Below are 20,630 nucleotides of genomic sequence, written 5' to 3'. Positions count from 1 at the left end.
ACTTACTTAATATTTTTAGCTATCTCAACAATTTCATCTTCTAATCCTAATAACTTGCATATATTTATAGCATCTTTCGGTACTTCTCTTTCATTTCCAACTTTTTCTAAATTATAATCCATATTTTCTTGAAGTATGTCTATACTTGTGCTATTATAGTTTTTGTGAGAAATTTTCAGATTCATTTGACGTTTTAGCTTATCAAAATTGACATTCTTTAGACCAACCACTTGATAGTGGTCAATTTCCTGGTCAATGATATCATCATAATGAGTACACATTAAACTAAAAGAGTTGAAGTTTTTAAAATAAGTACATATTGATTTTAGAAGTATTCTTCCTTCACATGGATTAGTACCTCTTGCAAATTCATCTAGAGCTATAAAGCCATCTTGTATTTTCATAAGTTTAGTTATTTCTTTTAACTTAATTATCTCTGCTCCAAATGTAGATAGACCTTTGTTTACATCTTGCATATCATCACTTACTAAATATATAAAGTCTAGTATACATAAATCAGCTTCCTTAGCAAAAACATAAAATCCACATTGGAATAGATATAAATTAAGTGCAACAGTGTTTAAACTAACACTTTTACCACCCATGTTGGCTCCAGTTATTAAGGTAATCTTCTTAGTTAACTCTATACTAATTGGCATGTACTTTTTATTAGCTTTATTTAATATATTAGCTACTTTAGGATTTATTATTTCTCTGAAAATTATCTTATTATCAGTGTTTATATTTGGCTTAATCCCATTGTATTTGACAGCTAACTCTACTTTCCCCAAAAGTAGATCTAGTTTCCCAATTGAATTTATATTTGTTTTAATATTTTCTAGGTAATAATATAAGCTTGAAGTTATATGTTTTTTTATTTTCAAACATTCATTTTCTTCTTGTACAACTATGTCTAACCTATCATTTTTTAGTTTTTCAATAATATAAATATCATTTTCTGAGAAGATTTTACTTTCAAGCTTAGCCTTTTCTTTTCTAAGATTTGTTAGCTCTTGGCTATATGAATCGTATATGTGGAAGGTTGATAGATTTAAATCATCAGGATCTAGCATTTTAATAATTTTATTTAAGGATATAAAATTAATATAATCTATCTTAAGATTAAGCTTTGAATATTTTTTTATAAGTTCTTCATTGTTTATAGCAAAATTTTTTATTTCAAATAACTCTATTTCATCTAATATTTGTTTATTAGATAATCTTGTTATGCTATTTTTTATATCTTTGATCTTATAAAGTATATAAATTATTTCCTGGTAAATATCATTATTTTCTGATAACTTATTTTTAAGAGTTTCAATGTTATCTAATTCTTTTATTAATTTATCAGCATTAGCTTTTTTATAAATTTTTATGTTTCTTTTTTCTTCATGACCAAAGGCTGTTATAGTATTTAGTTCCTCATTAATAAAATTCTTAATACTCTCACCTACTTTCACTATATTTTATTAAACTTATAATATTTATATATTTCAATAAGTTTTTATTTATCTATAACATTAAATACTTTTGTTTCTGTTTTATTTTGTATACAATATATAAAGTTTTCTTCATTAAAAGCATATCCATCTATTGATGTTGGGTTTATACTAATTCCTATTAAATTTATAGGATTAATAACCTTAATTTCTCCTTTAAGTTTTAAAAATTTATCGTATACTTCTTTATCTAAAAATATCTTCGTACTATCGACAACTAACAAAGTCACATTTTTGTATTTAGTGCCACTTTTTATTAAACTTTGGATAAAGGTATTTGTAAGTATCCCATTTATCACTATATAACTTGTATCTTCATCTATCCCATCATAAACTTCTTTATGAGCATCTAAGGTTGTCATTATATTTAACTTTTTATAAGAGTAATCCTCATTAACCAAGGTTATCTTACTATCTAAAAGTTCTTCATAAATCTTATAAAATTTATCATCATCTATCTTATCAGTACTAAGCATGTTTGCTTCATAAGCAATTTGCTCAACTGCCTTATTCATATTTTTATTAATTACGGCTCCACTACAAAATATTGTAGCTTCTGTTACACTAGGTGAACCTAAAGTCTTTCTTGATAATGCTCCATCTACTATACTTAAGTTGGCACCTAGATTTAGTAATAAATTAATAATAGTTTTTATCTGACTATTAATAGATGGACCTGCTAGCTCTACATATCCATCACTTAAAGCTCTAAATATTACGATCTTACCTAAAGGAGTGTTTATATTTGTTACCTCTAGTATCTCTTTAGTAATATCGCTACTTAAAACACAGCTTTTTGCTGTTGCAATAATACTTCCTGCCATAACATAAATTCTTGGCTTTTGTGTATTAGTTACTATATCCTGACTTTCTCCATCTACCCCTATAGAGGTAAGACCAAGGGTAACCTTACCCTTAGTCTTCTTATTAGCTATTTCATTTATAATATAATTTAAGGTTGTGGTCTTACCTACATTTTTATAGTTTCCTATTATAGATAAGCTTTTATATTTTAAAACTTCATCTAAAATATTCATAATATATCCTTATTTTATTTAACTTTGTAATTTATTTTATAAGTCAAATTATAAAGTTAATAATTTAGTATTTATTCCTTACTTAAACCTCTATTTCTTCTATCTAACTCTACTGGCTCAAGTACTGTTTTTTCATTATTAAGTAGTCCTGCTATACCTACCTTATGTGTTTTAGATTTTCCACTACACACTTCACAATTACATTCGTGTTCATACTTAGGTGGCTCTATGTAAGTAGTTATTACACCTTCAAAGTTTCTAAGTATTACTTTGTCATAACTTTGAGATATTACGTAGTTTGGCATAACTGGTGTTTTTCCACCACCACCAGGAGCATCAACAACAAATGTTGGAACACAATAACCCGAAGTATGCCCTCTAAGACCTTCTATTATTTCTATTCCTTTTGCTACTGGAGTTCTAAAGTGTTCTATTCCATTTGATAAGTCACATTGATAAATATAATATGGTCTTACTCTTATTTTTACTAAATCATTTACAAGCTTTTTCATAACATGCATACAGTCGTTTACTCCTTTAAGTAATACGCTTTGATTTCCTAAAGGTATTCCTGCATCTGACATTTTTTCACATGCTATCTTTGATTCGTCAGTTATTTCATTAGAATGATTAAAATGAGTATTTAACCAAATTGGGTGATATTTTTTTAGCATGTTTACAAAATCGTCAGTTATTCTTTGAGGTAAAACTACAGGCGTTCTACTTCCTATTCTTATTATTTCTACATGTGGTATTTCTCTTAGTTTCTTTATGATATATTCTAAATTTTCATCACTCATTAGAAGTGCATCTCCACCTGATAATAATACGTCTCTTATTACAGGAGTATTTCTTATATATTCTATAGCTCTATCTATTTGGCTAAATGGTAGAGCATCATCATTTTGTCCTGCAAATCTTCTTCTAGTGCAGTGTCTACAGTACATTGCACATTGGTCTGTTACTAAAAGAAGAGCTCTATCTGGATATCTATGTGTTAATCCTGGTACTGGAGAATCTCCTTCTTCATGTAATGGGTCATCTAAGTCAGCAGCAGATATTTTTAATTCATTATAAGTTGGGATTGCCTGTTTTCTAATAGGGTCATTTGGATTAGTGGGATCTATTAATGATAGGTAGTATGGTGTAATACTCATTCTTAAATTTTCAAGACATTTTCTAACGCCTTCTTCTTCACTTTCTGTAAGTGGTATATATTTTTTTAATTCTTCAACAGTAGTTATTCTATTTCTTACTTGCCATCTCCAGTCATTCCAGTCCTCATTTTTAACATCCAAAAATATCTTCCTATTCATATTTTAATCCCCCTACTATACATATAAATTTTTAAATATTTCTCTTAAAGTTTCGCTTTCTCTTAATGAACTTATAGTTACATCTGCATGACCTTTTGTGTATCCGTTTCCTATTATCATGTTTACATCTTTACCTACACCCTCAGCTCCAAGTGCTGCCTTTGTAAATGATGTAGCCATAGAGAAGAAGTATACTGTTCCTTCATCTTTAACTGGTAATATAGAAGTCATTTCTGTATTAGGTACATTTACACAGTTTATACATAAATCAATTTCTTTTTCGTCATTTGCTTTTAAAACTTTTTCTAATACTTCATTTGGATTTTGTGCGTCAGCTACTATTGCTATATCCACTAATTTATTTTCTAATAAGAACTTTCCTTGTTCTTCTTTTCTTACTAATCCCATAACTCTACCATTTTTACCTGCTTTTTTCTTAGCTTCATAGCAACATAACATACCAGACTTACCTGCAGCTCCTAAAACTAATACACTATCGTCCTCTTTTACTAGTCTTTGTGTTTGAGCTGGTGCCCCTGCCACATCAAGAGCAGCTAGTGCTAAAGTTTCTTCCATATCTTTAGGAAGTTTTGCATATATTCCACTTTCAAATAATATTGCTTTTCCTTTTATTTCAACTCTATCTATATCTGGTTTAATATCTATTATTTCATCTATTTGTAGTGGAGTAAGAGATAATGAAACTAATGTAGCTATTTTATCTCCAACTTCTAAATCAATTTTTCCTATTAAGTCAGATCCTATTTTTTCTATAGTACCTATTAACATACCACCAGAACCTGTTACTGGATTTTGCATTTTCCCTTTTTGTGATACTATTTCAATTATTCTTGATTTTATTTTTTCTACATCGTGTTTACATTCTTCTTCTATTTGAGTAAAACTTGCTGAATCTATGTTTAAAGCTTGAACATCTATAAGTACTTCATTATCATAAAGTTCCATACTATTGTTTATTTTCTTAGCTGGTTGTGGTAGTACATTTTCTCCTATAACTCTGTGTGTTCCGTATTTGCATCCTTTCATGATTAAATCCCCCTATTTATTAATTTACTTAACCTATTAAGCACTTTTTATTATTCATTATTCTTCCATTATTTTCACATTCTCAGGTATTATTAAATATGCTTCAGTCATCGCTCTTAATTCATCAACACTTACATCCTTACTAATTTCTTTTACTAAAAGACCTTCGCTAGTTACTTCCATTACAGCTTGTTCTGTTATTATCATATCTACAACACCTTTAGCTGTTAGTGGTAATTTACAGTTTTTTAAAATCTTAGACTTACCTTTAACAGTGTGAACCATTGCAACTATTACTTTCTTAGCTCCCACAACAAGATCCATAGCCCCCCCCATACCTGGAACCATTTTTCCTGGAACTATCCAGTTTGCAAGATTTCCATGTTGATCAACTTCTAAAGCACCTAGAACTGTTATATCAACATGACCACCTCTTATTAGCCCAAAAGACATAGATGTATCAAAGAATGCACCATCTTCATTTATAGTTACGTATTGTCCACCAGCATTGGTAATATCTACATCTATTTCATCATCTTTAGCTAGTTTTCCCATACCAACCATTCCATTTTCTGATTGGAAGGTAACTTTTATACTTGGATCTATATAATTAGCTGTTAAAGTAGGTAATCCTATCCCTAAGTTTACTAAATCATTATCTTTAAGTTCTTTAGCTACTCTTTTTGCTATAATCTCTTTTGCATTCATTTTATTTTTCCTCCCTAACTATAAAGTCAACTACGACTCCAGGAGTCATTATCATATCTTTATTTAAGCATCCACATTCTACAAGGGTCTCAGCTTCAACTACTACTAAATCACTAGCCATAGCAATCATAGGATTAAAGTTTTTAGTAGTTCCTTTATAAATTGTGTTACCAAAGTCATCAACAATACTTCCTTTTATTAAAGCTAAGTCTGCTCTAAGAGGTAACTCAAGTAAAAACTCTTCTCCATTTACAACTATCTTTTCTTTATTTTCTTCTATTATTGTTCCAACACCAGTTGGTGTAAGTATTCCACCTAAGCCATAACCACCAGCTCTAACTCTTTCTATTAAAGTACCTTGTGGAGATAATTCAACTTCTACCTTTCCTTCATTCATAAGTCTTCCTGTTTCTGGATTTGTGCCTATGTGAGATGCTATTATTTTCTTAACTTGATTATTCACTATTAGTCTTCCTATTCCCTTATCTACAAAGGCAGTATCGTTACCTATTATTGTAAGATTCTTAACTCCTGAATCGATTACTGCATCTATTAATATCTCACTTGTTCCACAACCTAAGAAACCACCAATCATAATTGTCATATCATCTTTTAATAATCTTTTTATTTTATCTAAAGAAACTAATTTAATCATTTATTTCCCCCCATTTAGGCTTAAGATTTCACGAGCTTCCTTAGGTGATGCTATTTCTCTTTGAAGAACATTAGCTATTTTTACTACTCTTTCTACTAACTCACCATTAGATTTTGCCAAAACTCCTTTTTGCATATATACATTATCTTCAAATCCAACTCTTACATGACCACCTAGTAATATAGAAAATGCAGCCATTTCAAATTGAGATCTTCCTATACCGCTTACTGTAAAAGTAGCATTTGAAGGAATACTTTCTTTCATAAAAATTAAATCTCTATATGTAGCACTTATTCCTCCATTAACACCCATTACAAAGTTAAAATGCATACTATCTTTTATAAATCCTTTTTTATTAAGTCTTAAAGCCATATCTATCATACCTTTATCAAATACTTCTATTTCTGGCTTAACACCTAAAGCTATCATCTTTTCCCCAAACTCTTTTATAGTGTTTTCTGTATTGACAAAGATATCATCTCCACCAAAGTTACAAGTACCACAATCTAGGGTTGCCATTTCTGGTAATAAGTTTACAGGTTGAATTCTTTCATTATTACTCATTCCAACTGCTCCACCAGTAGATGGCTGAATAATAACATCAGGACATACTTCTTTTATTGCATTTATACAATCTCTAAATCTATTTATATCTTGAGTTGGTTTTCCATCATCTTCTCTAACATGAAGATGTATTATCGATGCACCTGCATCATAAGCCAACTTTGCTTCTCTAGCTATTTCCTCTACAGTGTATGGAACACTTGGATTATGCTCTTTTGTTACTTCTGCTCCACAAATAGCTGCCGTAATAATCAACTTTTCCATATTAAGACCCCCTATTTTATATCTATTATTAAAAACATTTTTAATATCTTTGTTTATCTTTAGTTACTACACAAGTACCACTTGCCCTACAAACTACTATTGGATCACTCAAAAGTTCTGCTGCTGAATCATTTATATCAGGTCTTGGTATAATAACTTTTCTAGCTTCAAAAACCATTTTTCTTGAAGAATTTCCAGAGTTAACTATCTCACCAACTGCTTCAATATAATCCCCTGCATAAACCGGTGCCATAAATTCCACATTATCATAGGCTTTAAATAAACCTTCATCTCCGTCATTTCTTATTAATAATTCAGTAGCCACATCTCCAAATAACTGTAGCATCTTTGCACCATCTACTAAATCACCTCCATAGTGAGCATCATTACTACCCATTCTTACTCTTATCATAGCCATCATTAAAGTCCCCCCCCCTTAGTTTCTTAATTCTTCTATAAGGTTTTTAATTACCTTATTAACATCTCCAACTATACCAACATCAGCAACTTCAAATATCGGAGCACTTGGATTTTTATTTATAGCAATTATAAATTCAGATTCTTCCATTCCAGCCAAATGTTGAATAGCTCCAGATATTCCACAAGCTATATATAAGTCTGGTCTTACTGTTTTTCCCGTTTGACCAACTTGTCTTGACTTATCTAGCCATCCAGCATCAACTACTGCACGAGATGAACTTACCTCTGCACCTAGTATTTCTGCTAACTCATAAATATCATCAAGATTTTCCTTACAACCCATACCACGACCAGCAGAAATTAATATTTTTGCATCCTCTATATTAACCTTTTTGATGTTTTCACTTACAAACTTAATAATCTCAACATTCTTATCACTTTCCTCAAAATCAACTTCAAACATTTCTATATTTCCTACAAGTGAGCTATCTTTTTCAAGCTTTTCCATAACTCCAGGTCTTACTGTACTCATTTGTGGTCTGTGCTCTGGGCAAACTATTGTAGCCATTATGTTTCCACCAAAAGCAGGTCTAGTCATAAGTAGTCCTTTAGTTTCTTCATCTATATCTAGAGAAGTACAGTCTGCAGTAAGTCCAGTATGTATACTTGCACTTACTCTTGGAGCCAAATCTCTTCCTATCGTAGTTGCTCCTATTAAAACTATTTCTGGTTCTTTTTTATTTATTACTTCACATAATGCTTTAGTATATGTGCTAGTCATATAATCTTTTAAGTTTTCATTATCTACACAAATTACTTCATTTGCTCCATAATAGATAAGATCCTTACATAATTTTTCTACATCATTACCTAATAAAACTGCACTAACTTTATCATTAAGCTTATGAGCTAATTCTTTTCCTTTTCCTAACAATTCTAAAGAAACTTTTTGTATATTACTGTTTCTTTGTTCAATAAAAACCATTACACTCATCTTTATCCCCCCTTAACTATTTCGTTATAATATACTTTTCACATAAAGCATCTACTATCAACTTAGCTCCTTGTTTTTCATCAACATCATGAACTACACCACAAGCTTTTACTCCTTTAGTGAAAGATTTTTTAACTTTTGTAGGAGATCCTTTAAGACCTATTTCTTCTAAATTAACTTCTATTCCATTAACACTCCAAGTCTCTATTTTATCTTCCTTCTCACAATCGTATATTAAGCCTACTCTCATATATCTTGGAGTATTCATTTCCTTTAATGTAGTAATAAGAAGTGGCATTTTTGCTTTTATTACTTGGTGTCCATCTTCAAAAGCTCTATTTACTATTACGCTATCACCTTCTATATCTAACTTTTCAACATAAGTTATTGAAGGTATATTTAAGTGCTGTGCTATTTGAGGTCCAACTTGTGCTGTATCTCCATCTATTGCTTGTCTTCCAGCTATTATTAAATCATAATCTAATTTTTTAATAGCACCAGCAATAGTAGATGAAGTAGCTAAAGTATCTGCACCTGCAAAAGCTCTATCAGTAAGTAATATTCCTCTATCAGCACCCATTGCTAAAGCTTCATTTAAAGCATGTTTAGCTTGAGGTGGTCCCATAGTTATTACTGTTACAGTAGAATCTGTTTTATCTTTTATATTTAAAGCCTCTTCTAATCCTGCTTTATCATCAGGGTTTATAATACTTGGTACTCCATCTCTTATTAAAGTACCAGTCTTAGGATCTAATTTTACTTCCGTAGTATCAGGAACTTGTTTAATACAAACTAAAATATTCATAATTTACTCCTCCAAATATTTTGCTATTTAAGTAAATCTGCACTAATAACCATTTTTTGAACTTCTGAAGTTCCTTCATAAATCTCGGTTATTTTTGCATCTCTTAACATTCTTTCAACATCGTATTCACGAGTATATCCATATCCTCCGTGAAGTTGGACAGCTTTAACAGTTACTTCCATAGCTACCTCTGAAGCATAAAGCTTTGCCATTGCAGCCTCTACACTGTATGGTTTACCTTCATTTTTCTTATCAGCTGCACTATACACTAAGTGTCTAGCCGCTTCTATTTTCGTTTTCATATCAGCTAAAACAAATTGAGTATTTTGAAATGCTGATAAGCTTCTTCCAAATTGTTTTCTTTCTTTTACATAGCTAACTGTAGAATCTAGTGCTCCTTGAGCTATTCCTAAGGCTTGAGCTGCTATTCCTATACGTCCACCATCTAAAGTTTTCATGGCTATTTTAAAGCCTTGACCTACTTTACCAAGTAAGTTTTCTTTAGGAATTCTACAGTTTTCAAATATTAATTCACATGTTGCAGAACCTCTAATTCCAAGTTTTTTCTCTTTCTTCCCTACAGTAAAACCTTCAGTATCTCTTTCAACTATAAATGCTGATATTCCACGAGTTCCCTTAGATTTATCAGTCATTGCCATAATTATATAAATATCAGCAACTCCTGCATTTGTTATAAATATTTTACTTCCGTTTAATATATAATGATCTCCATCTTCAACAGCAGTAGTTTGTTGTGCAGAAGCATCTGTTCCTGCGTTTGGTTCAGTAAGTCCAAAGGCTCCAATCTTTTCTCCTTTAGCAAGTGGAACTAAGAATTTTTGTTTTTGTTCTTCACTTCCAAACTCATATATTGGTGTTGCTCCTAGAGAAGTATGTGCAGATAATATTACCCCTGTTGTGCCACAAGCTTTTGATAATTCTTCAACAGCCATAATATAACCGACTACATCTCCCCCTTCTCCACCATATTCTTTAGGGAAGGGAATACCAAGCATTCCACACTCTGCCATTTTCTCTACTGTCTCATAAGGAAATTTTTCTTCTTCATCTATTTCATGTGCAATTGGTGCAACTTCATTTTCAGTAAATTCTTTATACATTTGTTTTAATAATTCATATTTTTTCATACTTTTCACCTCTTTTTAAAATCGATTGACTCTAATTTAATAGCTTTATATAATAAAATTTAGCATTAAAGTTTTATAACTTATTAACTATTAAGCTTGTACCTTGTCCTCCACCTATACATAAAGTAGCAAGACCTAAATTACAATCTTCTCTTCTATGCATTTCATGAATAAGCGAAACTAAAATTCTACATCCACTAGCACCTATAGGATGACCAAGTGCTATTGCTCCACCATTTACGTTTACTTTTTCCATATCAAAATTTAATCCTTTAGATACTGCTAATGATTGGACTGCAAAAGCTTCATTAGCTTCTATTAAATCTATATCTTCTAAAGATAAGTTAGCTTTATCTAATGCTTTTTTAGTTGCTGGTACTGGCCCATAACCCATTATTGTAGGATCTACTCCAGCAGATGCGTATGATATAATGCTAGCTAATGGTTTAAGTCCTAGTTCATCACATTTTTCCTTAGACATAACAACAACCATTGCACCACCATCATTTATTCCAGATGCATTTCCAGCACTTACAGTTCCATCTTTCTTAAAAGCAGGTCTCAGTTTTGATAGCTTTTCTATAGTAGTGTTATGCTTTGGATGTTCATCTGTAGAAATTATTATTGCATCACCTTTTCTTTGAGGTATTTTTACTTCTACTATTTCACTACTAAATCTATCTGTTAATTGAGCTTTTTTAGTTCTTTGTTGACTAATATAGGCAAATTCATCTTGTTCTTCTTTACTAATATCAAATTTTTCTGCTAAATTTTCTGCAGTTATTCCCATATGGTAGTTATTAAAAGCATCAGTAAGTCCATCATTTACTAAACTATCTATCAATGTGTTATTGCCTAAACTGTAACCATATCTTCCTTTTGGTATTAAGTAAGGAGAGTTACTCATACTTTCACATCCGCCAGCTAATACTACATCACAGTCACCTAAAGCTATAAATTGTGCAGCCATTGTTACTGCACGAAGTCCAGAACCACATACCTTATTTATTGATAATGCTGGAACTTCAACAGGTACCCCTGCTTTTATAGCTACTTGTCTTGCCACATTTTGTCCAAGTCCAGCACTAAGTACATTACCTATTATTACTTCATCAATTAATTCTGGATTTATGTTTGCTCTACTTATTGCTTCCTTAGCTGCTATACTTCCAAGGTTAACACAACTTACATCCTTTAGGCATCCACCTAATGTACCTATTGGAGTTCTAACAGCTGAAACTATTACTACTTCTTTCATATTAAAGCCCCCCTATAACTATTTATAATCATAAAAACCTTTATTAGTTTTTCGTCCTAGCATATTTCCTCTTACCATTTTTCTAAGTAGTGGATGAGGTCTATATTTTGTATCTCCAAATTCTTTATATAAAACTTCCATAATATTTAAACAAACATCAAGTCCTATTAAATCTCCAAGTGCTAATGGCCCTATTGGATGATTAGCTCCTAATTTTAATGCATTATCAATATCTTCTACACTTGCTATACCTTCAGCATAAATTCCTATACCTTCATTTATCATAGGTACTAGTATTCTATTTACTATAAAACCTGGTGATTCTTTTACGTTAACTGGTGTTTTATTTAGACTGTTAGAAAGGTTGACTATTTTATCGTGAGTTTCATCAGAAGTAAAGATTCCATCTATTACTTCTATAAGGTTCATAATTTGTGCTGGATTGAAAAAGTGCATTCCTATTACCTTTTCAGCTCTTTTAGTACTTAGAGAAATTTCAGTTATTGATAGAGATGATGTATTACTTGCTAGAATTGTTTTCTTTTGACATATATAATCTAGTTCTTTGAATAATTTCTTTTTAGCTTCTATATCTTCATATATTGCTTCTATTACTAAATCACATTCTACGGCTTCTCTTAAATTTGTTGTTGCTGATAAGTTATTAATCATTTTCTTTTTATCTTCTTGAGATATCTTTCCTTTTGCTACCTTTTTTTCAAAGCTTTTAGATATTACTTGTACGCCTTTTTCTATTAACTCATCTTTTATATCATGCAAAATTACTTCTTGATCATTAGACATTAGTACTTCACATATACCACAGCCCATTGTGCCACTGCCTATTACCATTATTTTCATAGTTTGTCCCCCTGAAACTCTTAATATTTTTATAACGGATTTCTACTACTTCTAATTTTGTAATAAATTATTTACTTTATATCTTTTTTCAAGTCAAAGTTAGCTTCTCTCTTTTCTAAAAAAGCTTCCATACCCTCTTTTTGATCATAACTTGCAAAACACATACCAAATAAGTTGCTTTCTAATTTAATACCATTATCAATACTCATATCTAAACCTTGGTTTATTGCAATTTTTGCATATCTTACTGCAAGCTGACCCTTAGTTGATATATCCTTTGCCATTTTTATAGTCTCGTCCATTAATTTATCTTCCTCTATAACTGTATTCACAAGGTTAATTTTTAATGCTTCCTTTGCATCAATAATTTTAGCACTATATGTAAGCTCTTTAGCTTTTCCTATCCCTACTATTTTTGGTAACCTTTGTGTTCCTCCAAATCCGGGAATTATTCCAATATTTAATTCAACTAAACCTAACTTTGCTTTTTGTGATGCTATTCTTATATCGCAACTCATGGCTAACTCTAAGCCTCCACCTAAGCAAAATCCATTTATTGCTGCAATAATTGGTTTAGGTGAAGATTCTATTTTTCTAAATACTCGATTTCCTTCTTCTGAAAATTTACGTCCTTCTTCAAAGTTCATATCTTTCATTTCATTAATGTCTGCACCTGCGACAAAAGCTCGACCTTGTCCACTTATTATTCCCACAAAGATACCTTCATCATTGTTTAAAATATCTATTGCTTTATCAAGCTCTTCTAAAACGTCCTTGTTAAGAGCATTTAATTGTTTTTCTCTATTTATAGTTATTTTATAAATATGATCTATCTTTTCACAGATTATATTAGTAAACATAATTTTTCCCCCTATAATTTAATCTTTTGATTTTCTACCTTACTTTCCAACCGTTTTCTACTGTATTTATTAAATTATATGAAGGCTATTTTTGATTATGACAATAAAAAGTAAAATTTCCTTAACTTATATAAAATTATTTTTATTAAGTAATAATTAATTTTGAATAACCAACCTATAGCTATCTGGTTATTAATATTTTTTATTAGTTATCTTTCATGAATTAATTTTATTTGTGAGTTTTTTTCTAAAAAAAATAGTTAATAATGATAAATAGATATTTTTAACTTTTAATAAGCTTAAATTATTTTTACTTGATATAAATTTGGAGGTTACATATGAATTATTTATCTTACGCCATTGTGGCAACATTAGTTATCTTCTTATCTATAAAGACTGCTAAGTATATTGATTTAATTGATAAGACTACAACCTTGTCTGGAGCATTTATAGGAGGGATATTATTATCAGCAGTTACATCTTTGCCAGAGCTACTAACTACTGTATCAGCTACTATTTTGTTGGATAATCCTAGTCTTTCTATTGGCAACATACTTGGTAGCAATTTGTTCAACTTAACAATTTTTTCTATTTTAGTTTTACTTAGTGGTAAAATATTCAAAAATGCTTCTATTTCTAAAATCCATAGTACTACAACACTACTATTATTTTTCATTTATATAGCATTAATATTAAACTTATTTAAGCTGGCTAACTTTGAAGTTTTAGGTTTAAGCATAACGTCTATATTTATACTCACTTTATATATAATAGGAATTAAAACAATGGCAAGCGATGATAATGAAGAAATTGAGGAAGATAATACTAAAATTGACTTGAGTTTAAATCAAATAATATTTAGATTTGTAATTTCAAGTATTGGCTTAGTTTTATTTAGCATTTTAATAACATACATAACTGATATTATATCTACAAAATTGAACTTAGGCGCAGGACTAGCCGGTGCATTATTCCTTGGAATTGCCACTTCCTTACCTGAAGTTACTACGTGTATTACCTTAGTAAAAAGAGAGAACTTTAACGTTGCAGTTGGAAATATCTTAGGCAGTAATATATTTAACTTTCTTGTGATTTTTATTGCTGATTTTATATATACTAAAGGAACTATCTATTTGTTTGACGATAAAAATATAGTATATCTTATTCTATTTGGAGCAATAGCTACTCCTCTTATGTTCTTTGTCTTAAACGGTAAGAAAGAAAAATCATACATATTCCCTTCAATTGGTATAATGATTTGTTACTTGTTGTTCTTAACATTATAAGCAAAGGTTAGTAGGCTGCCCTTAGAATATAAATATAATTTCTATAGATTTCCCTTTCTATTGTTTTATAAGCATGTATAATTATAGAAACTATGCACTCATACTGGCTTTATGATAATCAGCGAAACTTTAAAGGATACAGTAAGATGAGATGTTATGAAGAATGAATTAGCAGAGGCTATTTAGTTTAAAAGAATAGAGAAATTTTTATTAGATAAATACATAAGCCTAAACGCTAAAATGATTAATAATTTTATTAATCATGATCATTAATAACTAACTATTTAAAGATGGTTGAATATATCTTCTTTATTAGAAAAACTGTATCTCATTTACTATAATAAATAGTAAGAAGATACAGCTTTTCTAAAAATATATATTTTCATTTAATTAATTTTGTTTATTAAAAGAATGTTATCTGTCCGTCTATATAGCTTTCTTGTTTTGCTTCTTTTATAACATCATTCTCCATAATATTCCCAATTAATAAAGGTGAATTTGGATCATGATTCTTAATATTATCTTTAACTATATTATGATTATAATTTGCATAGCAGTATATACAACCATGAGCGCAAGTATTATATACCCCTATATCATTTCCAAGAAGACAACTACATCCTTTTCTTGTTGCTATTTTATTTGTTAGTACTTTGATATTATTATTAATTGCACGCTCAATTACTTGTTTAGTCATGCATCCACTACAATCAACACCACATTTAGAGAACTCTTCACCTTCTAAGCAGGTTTTAATTCTTATGTTGTATTTTTCTCCAATAGAAACAAATTTCTCTGCTAAAATTTTACGCTCTTCATAGGATACCTCTTTAATATTAATAAAATTACGCTTTGTACTTTCATACAGATCTACAAAACTAATTATACAATAATTTGTATATCCACTAAGAGAAGAAGCCATTTTTTCAAAACTTTCTATATGAAATTGGAGACTATATTTTTCATTAATAAAAATCGGATCATATCTCCATTCTATATTTTTTAAACCTACAATATCTGATAACTTTTTGAAACTTTCTATAACTTTTTCTTTTAAAGGCACATTAGGTTCTATGTCTTTATCATATGGAGTGATTGTTATAAACCAAAATTGTGAAAAATCCTTTATTTCACTAATTCTTGTAATAAAAGGTTCTGGATTTTTACTACAAAACGCTAAACAATCTACTATATCAGGTGTTAACCTGTATTTTGTTACCTGATTAAAATAATATGGATTTCTAACATAAACATATCCATCCTTAATTCTATTAAAAAACCATTTACTAAAATAAGCTGGTATATCTGTTCTATTTCCTGTATTTATTATCATAAGTCATTTTCTACCTTTATCTATTAATTGATTTTATATTATTGTTCTTCAACAATATATCCAACTATTGGCGCTACTTTTTTTAATGATTCTACGTTCCCATAATGACAAGAATTAAATTCATTAGTAAGGTTGTTACCTGCTAATAATCCATGGTGCATTCCGCCACCCCAAGAACCTACATTACTTACATCATAAACTATTTTGTTAACTACAACGTATGATGGACTTCCATTTTCTCCATTATAATTTTTTTCTATTTCTTCCATTGTAAATGAATTATTTGAATAGATCGTCTCAACTGTGTCTTGCTCTTTGACCATTTCTAAATAACTTATTTTGTTTTTCAAATACAATCTTTGCATTCTTAAACAGTTAAGCATATATTGGTTATCAGCCATATTCATATATTGCTCTGTCATTTTTATAGCATTTTCTAAATTTCTAATTTGTATATCGATATAACTCTTATTCATATTTTCACCTCTAAATTATAAGTTCATTATTATATATATACTTAAAATATTGAGGTTCTATGATATTAATATATCTACTATCACCTTTTATTAAAAAGAAAAACTAATGACTTTCCTTTATTTGTTAGTATAATTCTTTGTATATATAAAAAACTATTATAACTGCAAAAGGTACTTAATATCTTTTATTCTTGTGTTTAATATATTTTTTATTGATACCTAAATACCTTAAATTTTTCTCTTTATAAAAGATCAATTCTGGTATATTATCAATAAATATTCTCAAAATATTTTATCTGTATAAGATTTATTATTCTAGTTAATATCTGTAACATCAATTAACATAGATATTAAATAACCACATTTATCATAATTACTCACTACAGTTTATATACATTTTTGTTATACTTGAAAACATCATAATGTCTTAACTTATGTTAAAAAGCAATACTTTCTAAATATCTAAATTAATTCGCTGAAATTTTTCAATATTATAATCTTCTAAGTCCAAAGGGTATCTAAAGTTATTATAAAGACACTTATTAGCATATATTATTCTATTGTTTTTATCCTGAGTTCATACAGCACACTCCCTATTGTCAAAAATCTAATATACAGAATTCGTAACTTACCATCATTCTAATTTTAAAATATAATGATTTACTACAATCTCTAATGCAATGTTAAATACCCATTTATCTAAAATTTAAAATCATTATTCATTAATAATATAAATTTTAACCAACAATATATATTATTCACAAATATTTTTGATTAAATTGCCATATATAAAAAATTTATACAGCAGCTTATCATATCTAAAATATAACAAACAAGAAAACAAGTCTTTACTATACTTAAAAACTTAACATATTTTAAATTTTCTATATTTTCAATAAATTATAAAAAGTAAATGTACCACTTACTCTTCGAATAAAATATAATTATCTTATATATCTAAAACACTTAGATTATTATTACATAAATTCATGACTAAACTTATTTTTATATAATAGGGGGTGATTTATTGAAAAAGTTAATCTCAGGATCTATCACTTTAATTGTTCTACTTGCTTCAAACTATTTATTGTGTAATCTGTTTAAAGTGGAGTTTTTAGAATTATCATTTATGACTGGTTTGTTATTTACTATTATAATTTGGTTTTTCTCTAGTGAGGGTGGGTTTACTACAGAATTAACTAATGCATCTCATAAAAGATTTATGGCTAGCGAAACTCGTACTAAAGATCATTTTGTAAAATTCCATTTCAATGTCCCATTTGTAGTTTCACTAGCTTATACAATAATTTTTGCATTAATTAGTATAGTTATTTATTGGAAATACTTCTAATATATTATTATCTACTTAATAAAAAGCAGTAACTTTTCTGCTTTTTATTAAGATAATATTTATCATCTATTTTTATCAATTTATAAATATAAAGATTTAATTATTGAATAATTACAGGTGTTGTATCTAATATATTCTCATATATCCACTTTGCATTCTCAGTCTCTAATCTTATACATCCATGACTAAGCGCCTGACCAAGTCGTGAATCTATTACATAGCTTCCTGTTGAATCATATAAAATAGAATGATAATAATAACCATCTTTAATTCTTGTTGCATACTTTACAGAATAATTCTCTGTTCCAAATGATGGCTTTCTACCATTTATATAAAATATACCTGTAATAGTAGGTGTTTCAGCCTTTCCAACTGTGCATTTCCATTTGTGTAACTGTACCCATTTACCATCTTCCTTTTTAAAAACATAAGTATATTTGCTCTTTAGGTCAGTTGTTAGTAAATAATTGGTAGGACTTTTTATATTATTTTCATTAACAAATCTAGTCATGTCAGTGTAAAAATATTTATAATCAAATGCATTTGGTTTATTTCCATCATCTGATAAAAAATAATTAAATACATAACCAACCATATCATCATATACTACCTTAGACCAATCACCATCATCTTCTAATACCTCAACTCTTGACTTTTCAGGAATTACAGTTATTATATCAGTACTTATTGATTTATCTTTTCTTAAATTAAGATTGCTCCAAGTATATTTACTTTTAGATACAAAATCCCTATAAACATATCCTTTGTTATTATAATATACTACTTTTAACCAATATTCCTCAGAATCTAAAACTTCTATTTTAGCCCCCTTAGGTATTACTGTAATTATAGGTGAGTCTGTTGATTTTTCAGATCTTAAATTTAAATTTACTAAAGTGTATTTATATATATTTTCTCTTGCTTTTTTTATTATTCTTTTACTTTCATACACAAAAATACATCCCCTCATATTCTTTTACAATATTTTATGAGAAAATGTATTTTTATGTTCTATTTTTATTTTTCTATATTTATAACTTGATCAAATACTACTTCTTTATCTACTTCATCATAAGTTCCTTCTTGACCTTCAATAGTAACTAATATTGGCTTTTCAACTACCACTCGTATATTTTTATATTCTTCAGATGGAGGCATATAGATACCCATCTCACCTTTATTATCTTTACTTACTCCACTTTCTGACATTTGAAGCACTTTACCATTTTCACTTTTTACATTTATTACAGTTCTTAATTCTTTATTTACTTTTACATGCACCTTAAAAGCCCACGTTCCAATGATAACATGATCTTTATCATTTCCACTAATTGCATAGTTATCTATTACATTAATTTTTATTTGGAAGTTAAATTCGTCTGGTATTTCATCTTCTATATCCATTGTACTAAGCTTATATTTTGCATACCTACAAATGTATATTCATCTATAAACTTTCCTTCTAACCCTGCAAAACCTGATGTATCCAGTTCTTTATCTATAAAATCGACCTCTATCTACTGGAGAGAGAGTATTTATTACACCCATTTAACTCTTCTCTTTCTTCTATTGCTAATAATTCATCTTCAACCAAGTTGCTTTCACTACTAATCTTATCTTCTAGCCTTGCTTCTTTACTTCTCTTCTGTAACAATCTATAGCTTTAAACTTTGCTATTGCACATATCTACTTTCTAAGATCTTCAGATTCACCTGTGCATTTTTTGAATTATTCTATACTGAAAGGAATACATCATTTATACACACTTCAATTACCCCATCGTTATTAAGTGAATATAATACCTTATAATACACACCTTTAACTAATGGTAGATATTTATCTACTATATATTCTAGTGAGTCCTCTTTCTCTTTTTATATAATTTGCTTCATTACATGCCATATTCACCTCCAAAATTCCTATAAATTGTGCCACAACTTATTAATAAAAGATTTACAATAGATAAAATGAAATAAAATAAATTTATTATCACTTCTATTAAATATTTTTTATAAATTGCATTTTAAAATTATCAACCACTTAATATTGTAATAAAATAACCCATAATACTTCTTTAAAAATAATACTATAAATAAAAAATCTTTTTTAGGTAAAAATATTTAAGACATTATAATTATTATGGCTATAAAACTACTCATTATGGAGGTATTACTTTGAAAAAATACTATTATTTATTTTCTATTGTTTTAATACTTTTCTTATTTCCTAATTCTACATATGCAAATTCAAATAATATAATTGAACCATGTAAAGAAGCGACTACAACATATAACAAGGAGTTAGGAAAAATATATTCTGAAATTGTACGTGTAAGAGATTATCTTTATGCAATTGACATTAATCCATATGATATTAAAAATGACTCAAAATAATTATATAAACAATTAAACTTTACTTTAAGTAATCTTAATACAATAAGAAGCAATTTGAATTTTCAGAAAAGCAGCTCGAAGAAATCTAAAGATGATGTCTTATTAATAGCTAGGCTATATGCTATTGTAGACATTTTAGAAATTAGTATCCAAGAACAAATTAACCTAATAGATCAGCTTCTAATAGATGCTAACCAACATTCTAGGATGTTTTATTCTGAAATGATGACTCATATATATTACTACCTGACTTCAGCAAATGATATGATAAATTATGTTGCTGACGATTATGAGTTTTAAAAATTAATATAATAAAAGCCTGAGTAAATATAAATATTTCTCAGGCTTTAAAATT

Annotated in this window: 23 protein-coding genes; 4 read left to right on the top strand and 19 right to left on the bottom strand. The window is 28.8% G+C overall.

The window, feature by feature from the left end:
* Positions 1 to 2 precede the first annotated feature (2 nt).
* From kamC to ACI48P_RS08740, 14 genes are all read right to left on the bottom strand, one after another.
* Positions 3 to 1,460 carry a lysine 5,6-aminomutase reactivase ATPase KamC gene (kamC, locus tag ACI48P_RS08805; RefSeq protein ID WP_475214930.1) on the bottom strand — a complete coding sequence of 486 codons (1,458 nt, stop codon included), beginning with the start codon at positions 1,458 to 1,460 and terminating at the stop codon, positions 3 to 5.
* A gap of 44 nt (positions 1,461 to 1,504) precedes the next feature.
* On the bottom strand, positions 1,505 to 2,536 hold the full coding sequence (gene kamB / locus ACI48P_RS08800) for a lysine 5,6-aminomutase reactivase subunit KamB (RefSeq protein WP_475214929.1): 1,032 nt from the start codon (positions 2,534 to 2,536) through the stop codon (positions 1,505 to 1,507).
* A 71-nt stretch (positions 2,537 to 2,607) separates the two neighbouring features.
* Positions 2,608 to 3,852, bottom strand: a complete 1,245-nt coding sequence (gene kamA / locus ACI48P_RS08795) for a lysine 2,3-aminomutase (protein WP_475214928.1) — start codon at positions 3,850 to 3,852, stop codon at positions 2,608 to 2,610.
* Positions 3,853 to 3,867: 15 nt separating this feature from the next.
* Positions 3,868 to 4,899, bottom strand: a complete 1,032-nt coding sequence (gene kdd / locus ACI48P_RS08790; protein WP_475214927.1) for an L-erythro-3,5-diaminohexanoate dehydrogenase — start codon at positions 4,897 to 4,899, stop codon at positions 3,868 to 3,870.
* Between the two features lie 57 nt (positions 4,900 to 4,956).
* Positions 4,957 to 5,607: a 3-oxoacid CoA-transferase subunit B gene (locus ACI48P_RS08785; protein WP_475214926.1), complete on the bottom strand. Its 651-nt coding sequence runs from the start codon at positions 5,605 to 5,607 to the stop codon at positions 4,957 to 4,959.
* Position 5,608: 1 nt separating this feature from the next.
* Positions 5,609 to 6,262 (bottom strand): 3-oxoacid CoA-transferase subunit A, encoded by a 654-nt coding sequence (locus ACI48P_RS08780; protein WP_475214925.1) that lies wholly within the window; start codon positions 6,260 to 6,262, stop codon positions 5,609 to 5,611.
* Complete coding sequence (gene kce, locus ACI48P_RS08775; RefSeq protein WP_475214924.1) at positions 6,263 to 7,090, bottom strand: 3-keto-5-aminohexanoate cleavage enzyme; 828 nt, start codon at positions 7,088 to 7,090, stop codon at positions 6,263 to 6,265.
* A 40-nt stretch (positions 7,091 to 7,130) separates the two neighbouring features.
* Positions 7,131 to 7,511 carry a 3-aminobutyryl-CoA ammonia lyase gene (gene kal / locus ACI48P_RS08770; protein WP_475214923.1) on the bottom strand — a complete coding sequence of 127 codons (381 nt, stop codon included), beginning with the start codon at positions 7,509 to 7,511 and terminating at the stop codon, positions 7,131 to 7,133.
* Between the two features lie 15 nt (positions 7,512 to 7,526).
* Entirely contained in the window at positions 7,527 to 8,504 is a 978-nt protein-coding gene (locus ACI48P_RS08765) for an electron transfer flavoprotein subunit alpha/FixB family protein (protein WP_475214922.1), read from the bottom strand.
* A 16-nt stretch (positions 8,505 to 8,520) separates the two neighbouring features.
* Positions 8,521 to 9,309, bottom strand: coding sequence for an electron transfer flavoprotein subunit beta/FixA family protein (locus ACI48P_RS08760; protein ID WP_475214921.1), 789 nt, complete (start codon positions 9,307 to 9,309; stop codon positions 8,521 to 8,523).
* A gap of 23 nt (positions 9,310 to 9,332) precedes the next feature.
* Positions 9,333 to 10,457 carry an acyl-CoA dehydrogenase gene (locus ACI48P_RS08755; protein ID WP_475214920.1) on the bottom strand — a complete coding sequence of 375 codons (1,125 nt, stop codon included), beginning with the start codon at positions 10,455 to 10,457 and terminating at the stop codon, positions 9,333 to 9,335.
* Positions 10,458 to 10,530: 73 nt separating this feature from the next.
* The gene (locus ACI48P_RS08750) at positions 10,531 to 11,715 is read right to left on the bottom strand and encodes an acetyl-CoA C-acetyltransferase (protein WP_475214919.1); all 1,185 of its coding nucleotides are present in this window, start codon (positions 11,713 to 11,715) and stop codon (positions 10,531 to 10,533) included.
* Between the two features lie 18 nt (positions 11,716 to 11,733).
* Positions 11,734 to 12,576: a 3-hydroxybutyryl-CoA dehydrogenase gene (locus ACI48P_RS08745; protein ID WP_475214918.1), complete on the bottom strand. Its 843-nt coding sequence runs from the start codon at positions 12,574 to 12,576 to the stop codon at positions 11,734 to 11,736.
* A gap of 71 nt (positions 12,577 to 12,647) precedes the next feature.
* Complete coding sequence (locus ACI48P_RS08740) at positions 12,648 to 13,436, bottom strand: enoyl-CoA hydratase-related protein (RefSeq protein WP_475214917.1); 789 nt, start codon at positions 13,434 to 13,436, stop codon at positions 12,648 to 12,650.
* Positions 13,437 to 13,774: 338 nt separating this feature from the next.
* On the opposite strand from ACI48P_RS08740, the gene ACI48P_RS08735 reads away from it, so the two are divergent.
* Positions 13,775 to 14,722 (top strand): sodium:calcium antiporter, encoded by a 948-nt coding sequence (locus tag ACI48P_RS08735; protein WP_475214916.1) that lies wholly within the window; start codon positions 13,775 to 13,777, stop codon positions 14,720 to 14,722.
* A gap of 403 nt (positions 14,723 to 15,125) precedes the next feature.
* On the opposite strand, the gene ACI48P_RS08730 is transcribed toward ACI48P_RS08735, so the two are convergent.
* Positions 15,126 to 16,055 (bottom strand): DUF1848 domain-containing protein, encoded by a 930-nt coding sequence (locus ACI48P_RS08730; RefSeq protein WP_475214915.1) that lies wholly within the window; start codon positions 16,053 to 16,055, stop codon positions 15,126 to 15,128.
* Between the two features lie 38 nt (positions 16,056 to 16,093).
* The gene (locus ACI48P_RS08725) at positions 16,094 to 16,531 is read right to left on the bottom strand and encodes a cytochrome b5 domain-containing protein (RefSeq protein WP_475214914.1); all 438 of its coding nucleotides are present in this window, start codon (positions 16,529 to 16,531) and stop codon (positions 16,094 to 16,096) included.
* A gap of 1,027 nt (positions 16,532 to 17,558) precedes the next feature.
* Between ACI48P_RS08725 and ACI48P_RS08720 the strand changes: the two genes are divergently transcribed.
* Positions 17,559 to 17,882: a hypothetical protein gene (locus tag ACI48P_RS08720; RefSeq protein ID WP_475214913.1), complete on the top strand. Its 324-nt coding sequence runs from the start codon at positions 17,559 to 17,561 to the stop codon at positions 17,880 to 17,882.
* Positions 17,883 to 17,982: 100 nt separating this feature from the next.
* Here the strand turns inward: ACI48P_RS08720 and ACI48P_RS08715 are convergent, their stop codons facing one another.
* The 3 genes from ACI48P_RS08715 to ACI48P_RS08705 form a co-directional block, all read right to left on the bottom strand.
* Positions 17,983 to 18,834 carry a L,D-transpeptidase family protein gene (locus ACI48P_RS08715; protein ID WP_475214912.1) on the bottom strand — a complete coding sequence of 284 codons (852 nt, stop codon included), beginning with the start codon at positions 18,832 to 18,834 and terminating at the stop codon, positions 17,983 to 17,985.
* Positions 18,835 to 18,899: 65 nt separating this feature from the next.
* Positions 18,900 to 19,286 carry a hypothetical protein gene (locus tag ACI48P_RS08710; RefSeq protein ID WP_475214911.1) on the bottom strand — a complete coding sequence of 129 codons (387 nt, stop codon included), beginning with the start codon at positions 19,284 to 19,286 and terminating at the stop codon, positions 18,900 to 18,902.
* Positions 19,287 to 19,395: 109 nt separating this feature from the next.
* Positions 19,396 to 19,536, bottom strand: coding sequence for a hypothetical protein (locus ACI48P_RS08705; protein ID WP_475214910.1), 141 nt, complete (start codon positions 19,534 to 19,536; stop codon positions 19,396 to 19,398).
* A 520-nt stretch (positions 19,537 to 20,056) separates the two neighbouring features.
* Between ACI48P_RS08705 and ACI48P_RS08700 the strand changes: the two genes are divergently transcribed.
* Both ACI48P_RS08700 and ACI48P_RS08695 read left to right on the top strand, forming a co-directional pair.
* Positions 20,057 to 20,275 (top strand): hypothetical protein, encoded by a 219-nt coding sequence (locus ACI48P_RS08700; protein WP_475214909.1) that lies wholly within the window; start codon positions 20,057 to 20,059, stop codon positions 20,273 to 20,275.
* Between the two features lie 54 nt (positions 20,276 to 20,329).
* Positions 20,330 to 20,575: a hypothetical protein gene (locus tag ACI48P_RS08695; RefSeq protein WP_475214908.1), complete on the top strand. Its 246-nt coding sequence runs from the start codon at positions 20,330 to 20,332 to the stop codon at positions 20,573 to 20,575.
* Positions 20,576 to 20,630 lie beyond the last annotated feature (55 nt).

Source organism: Romboutsia sp. LXY-2 (assembly GCF_056171995.1).
The sequence above is the reverse complement of the archived record's forward strand: the minus strand, read 5'-3'. Positions and strand labels throughout refer to the sequence as shown.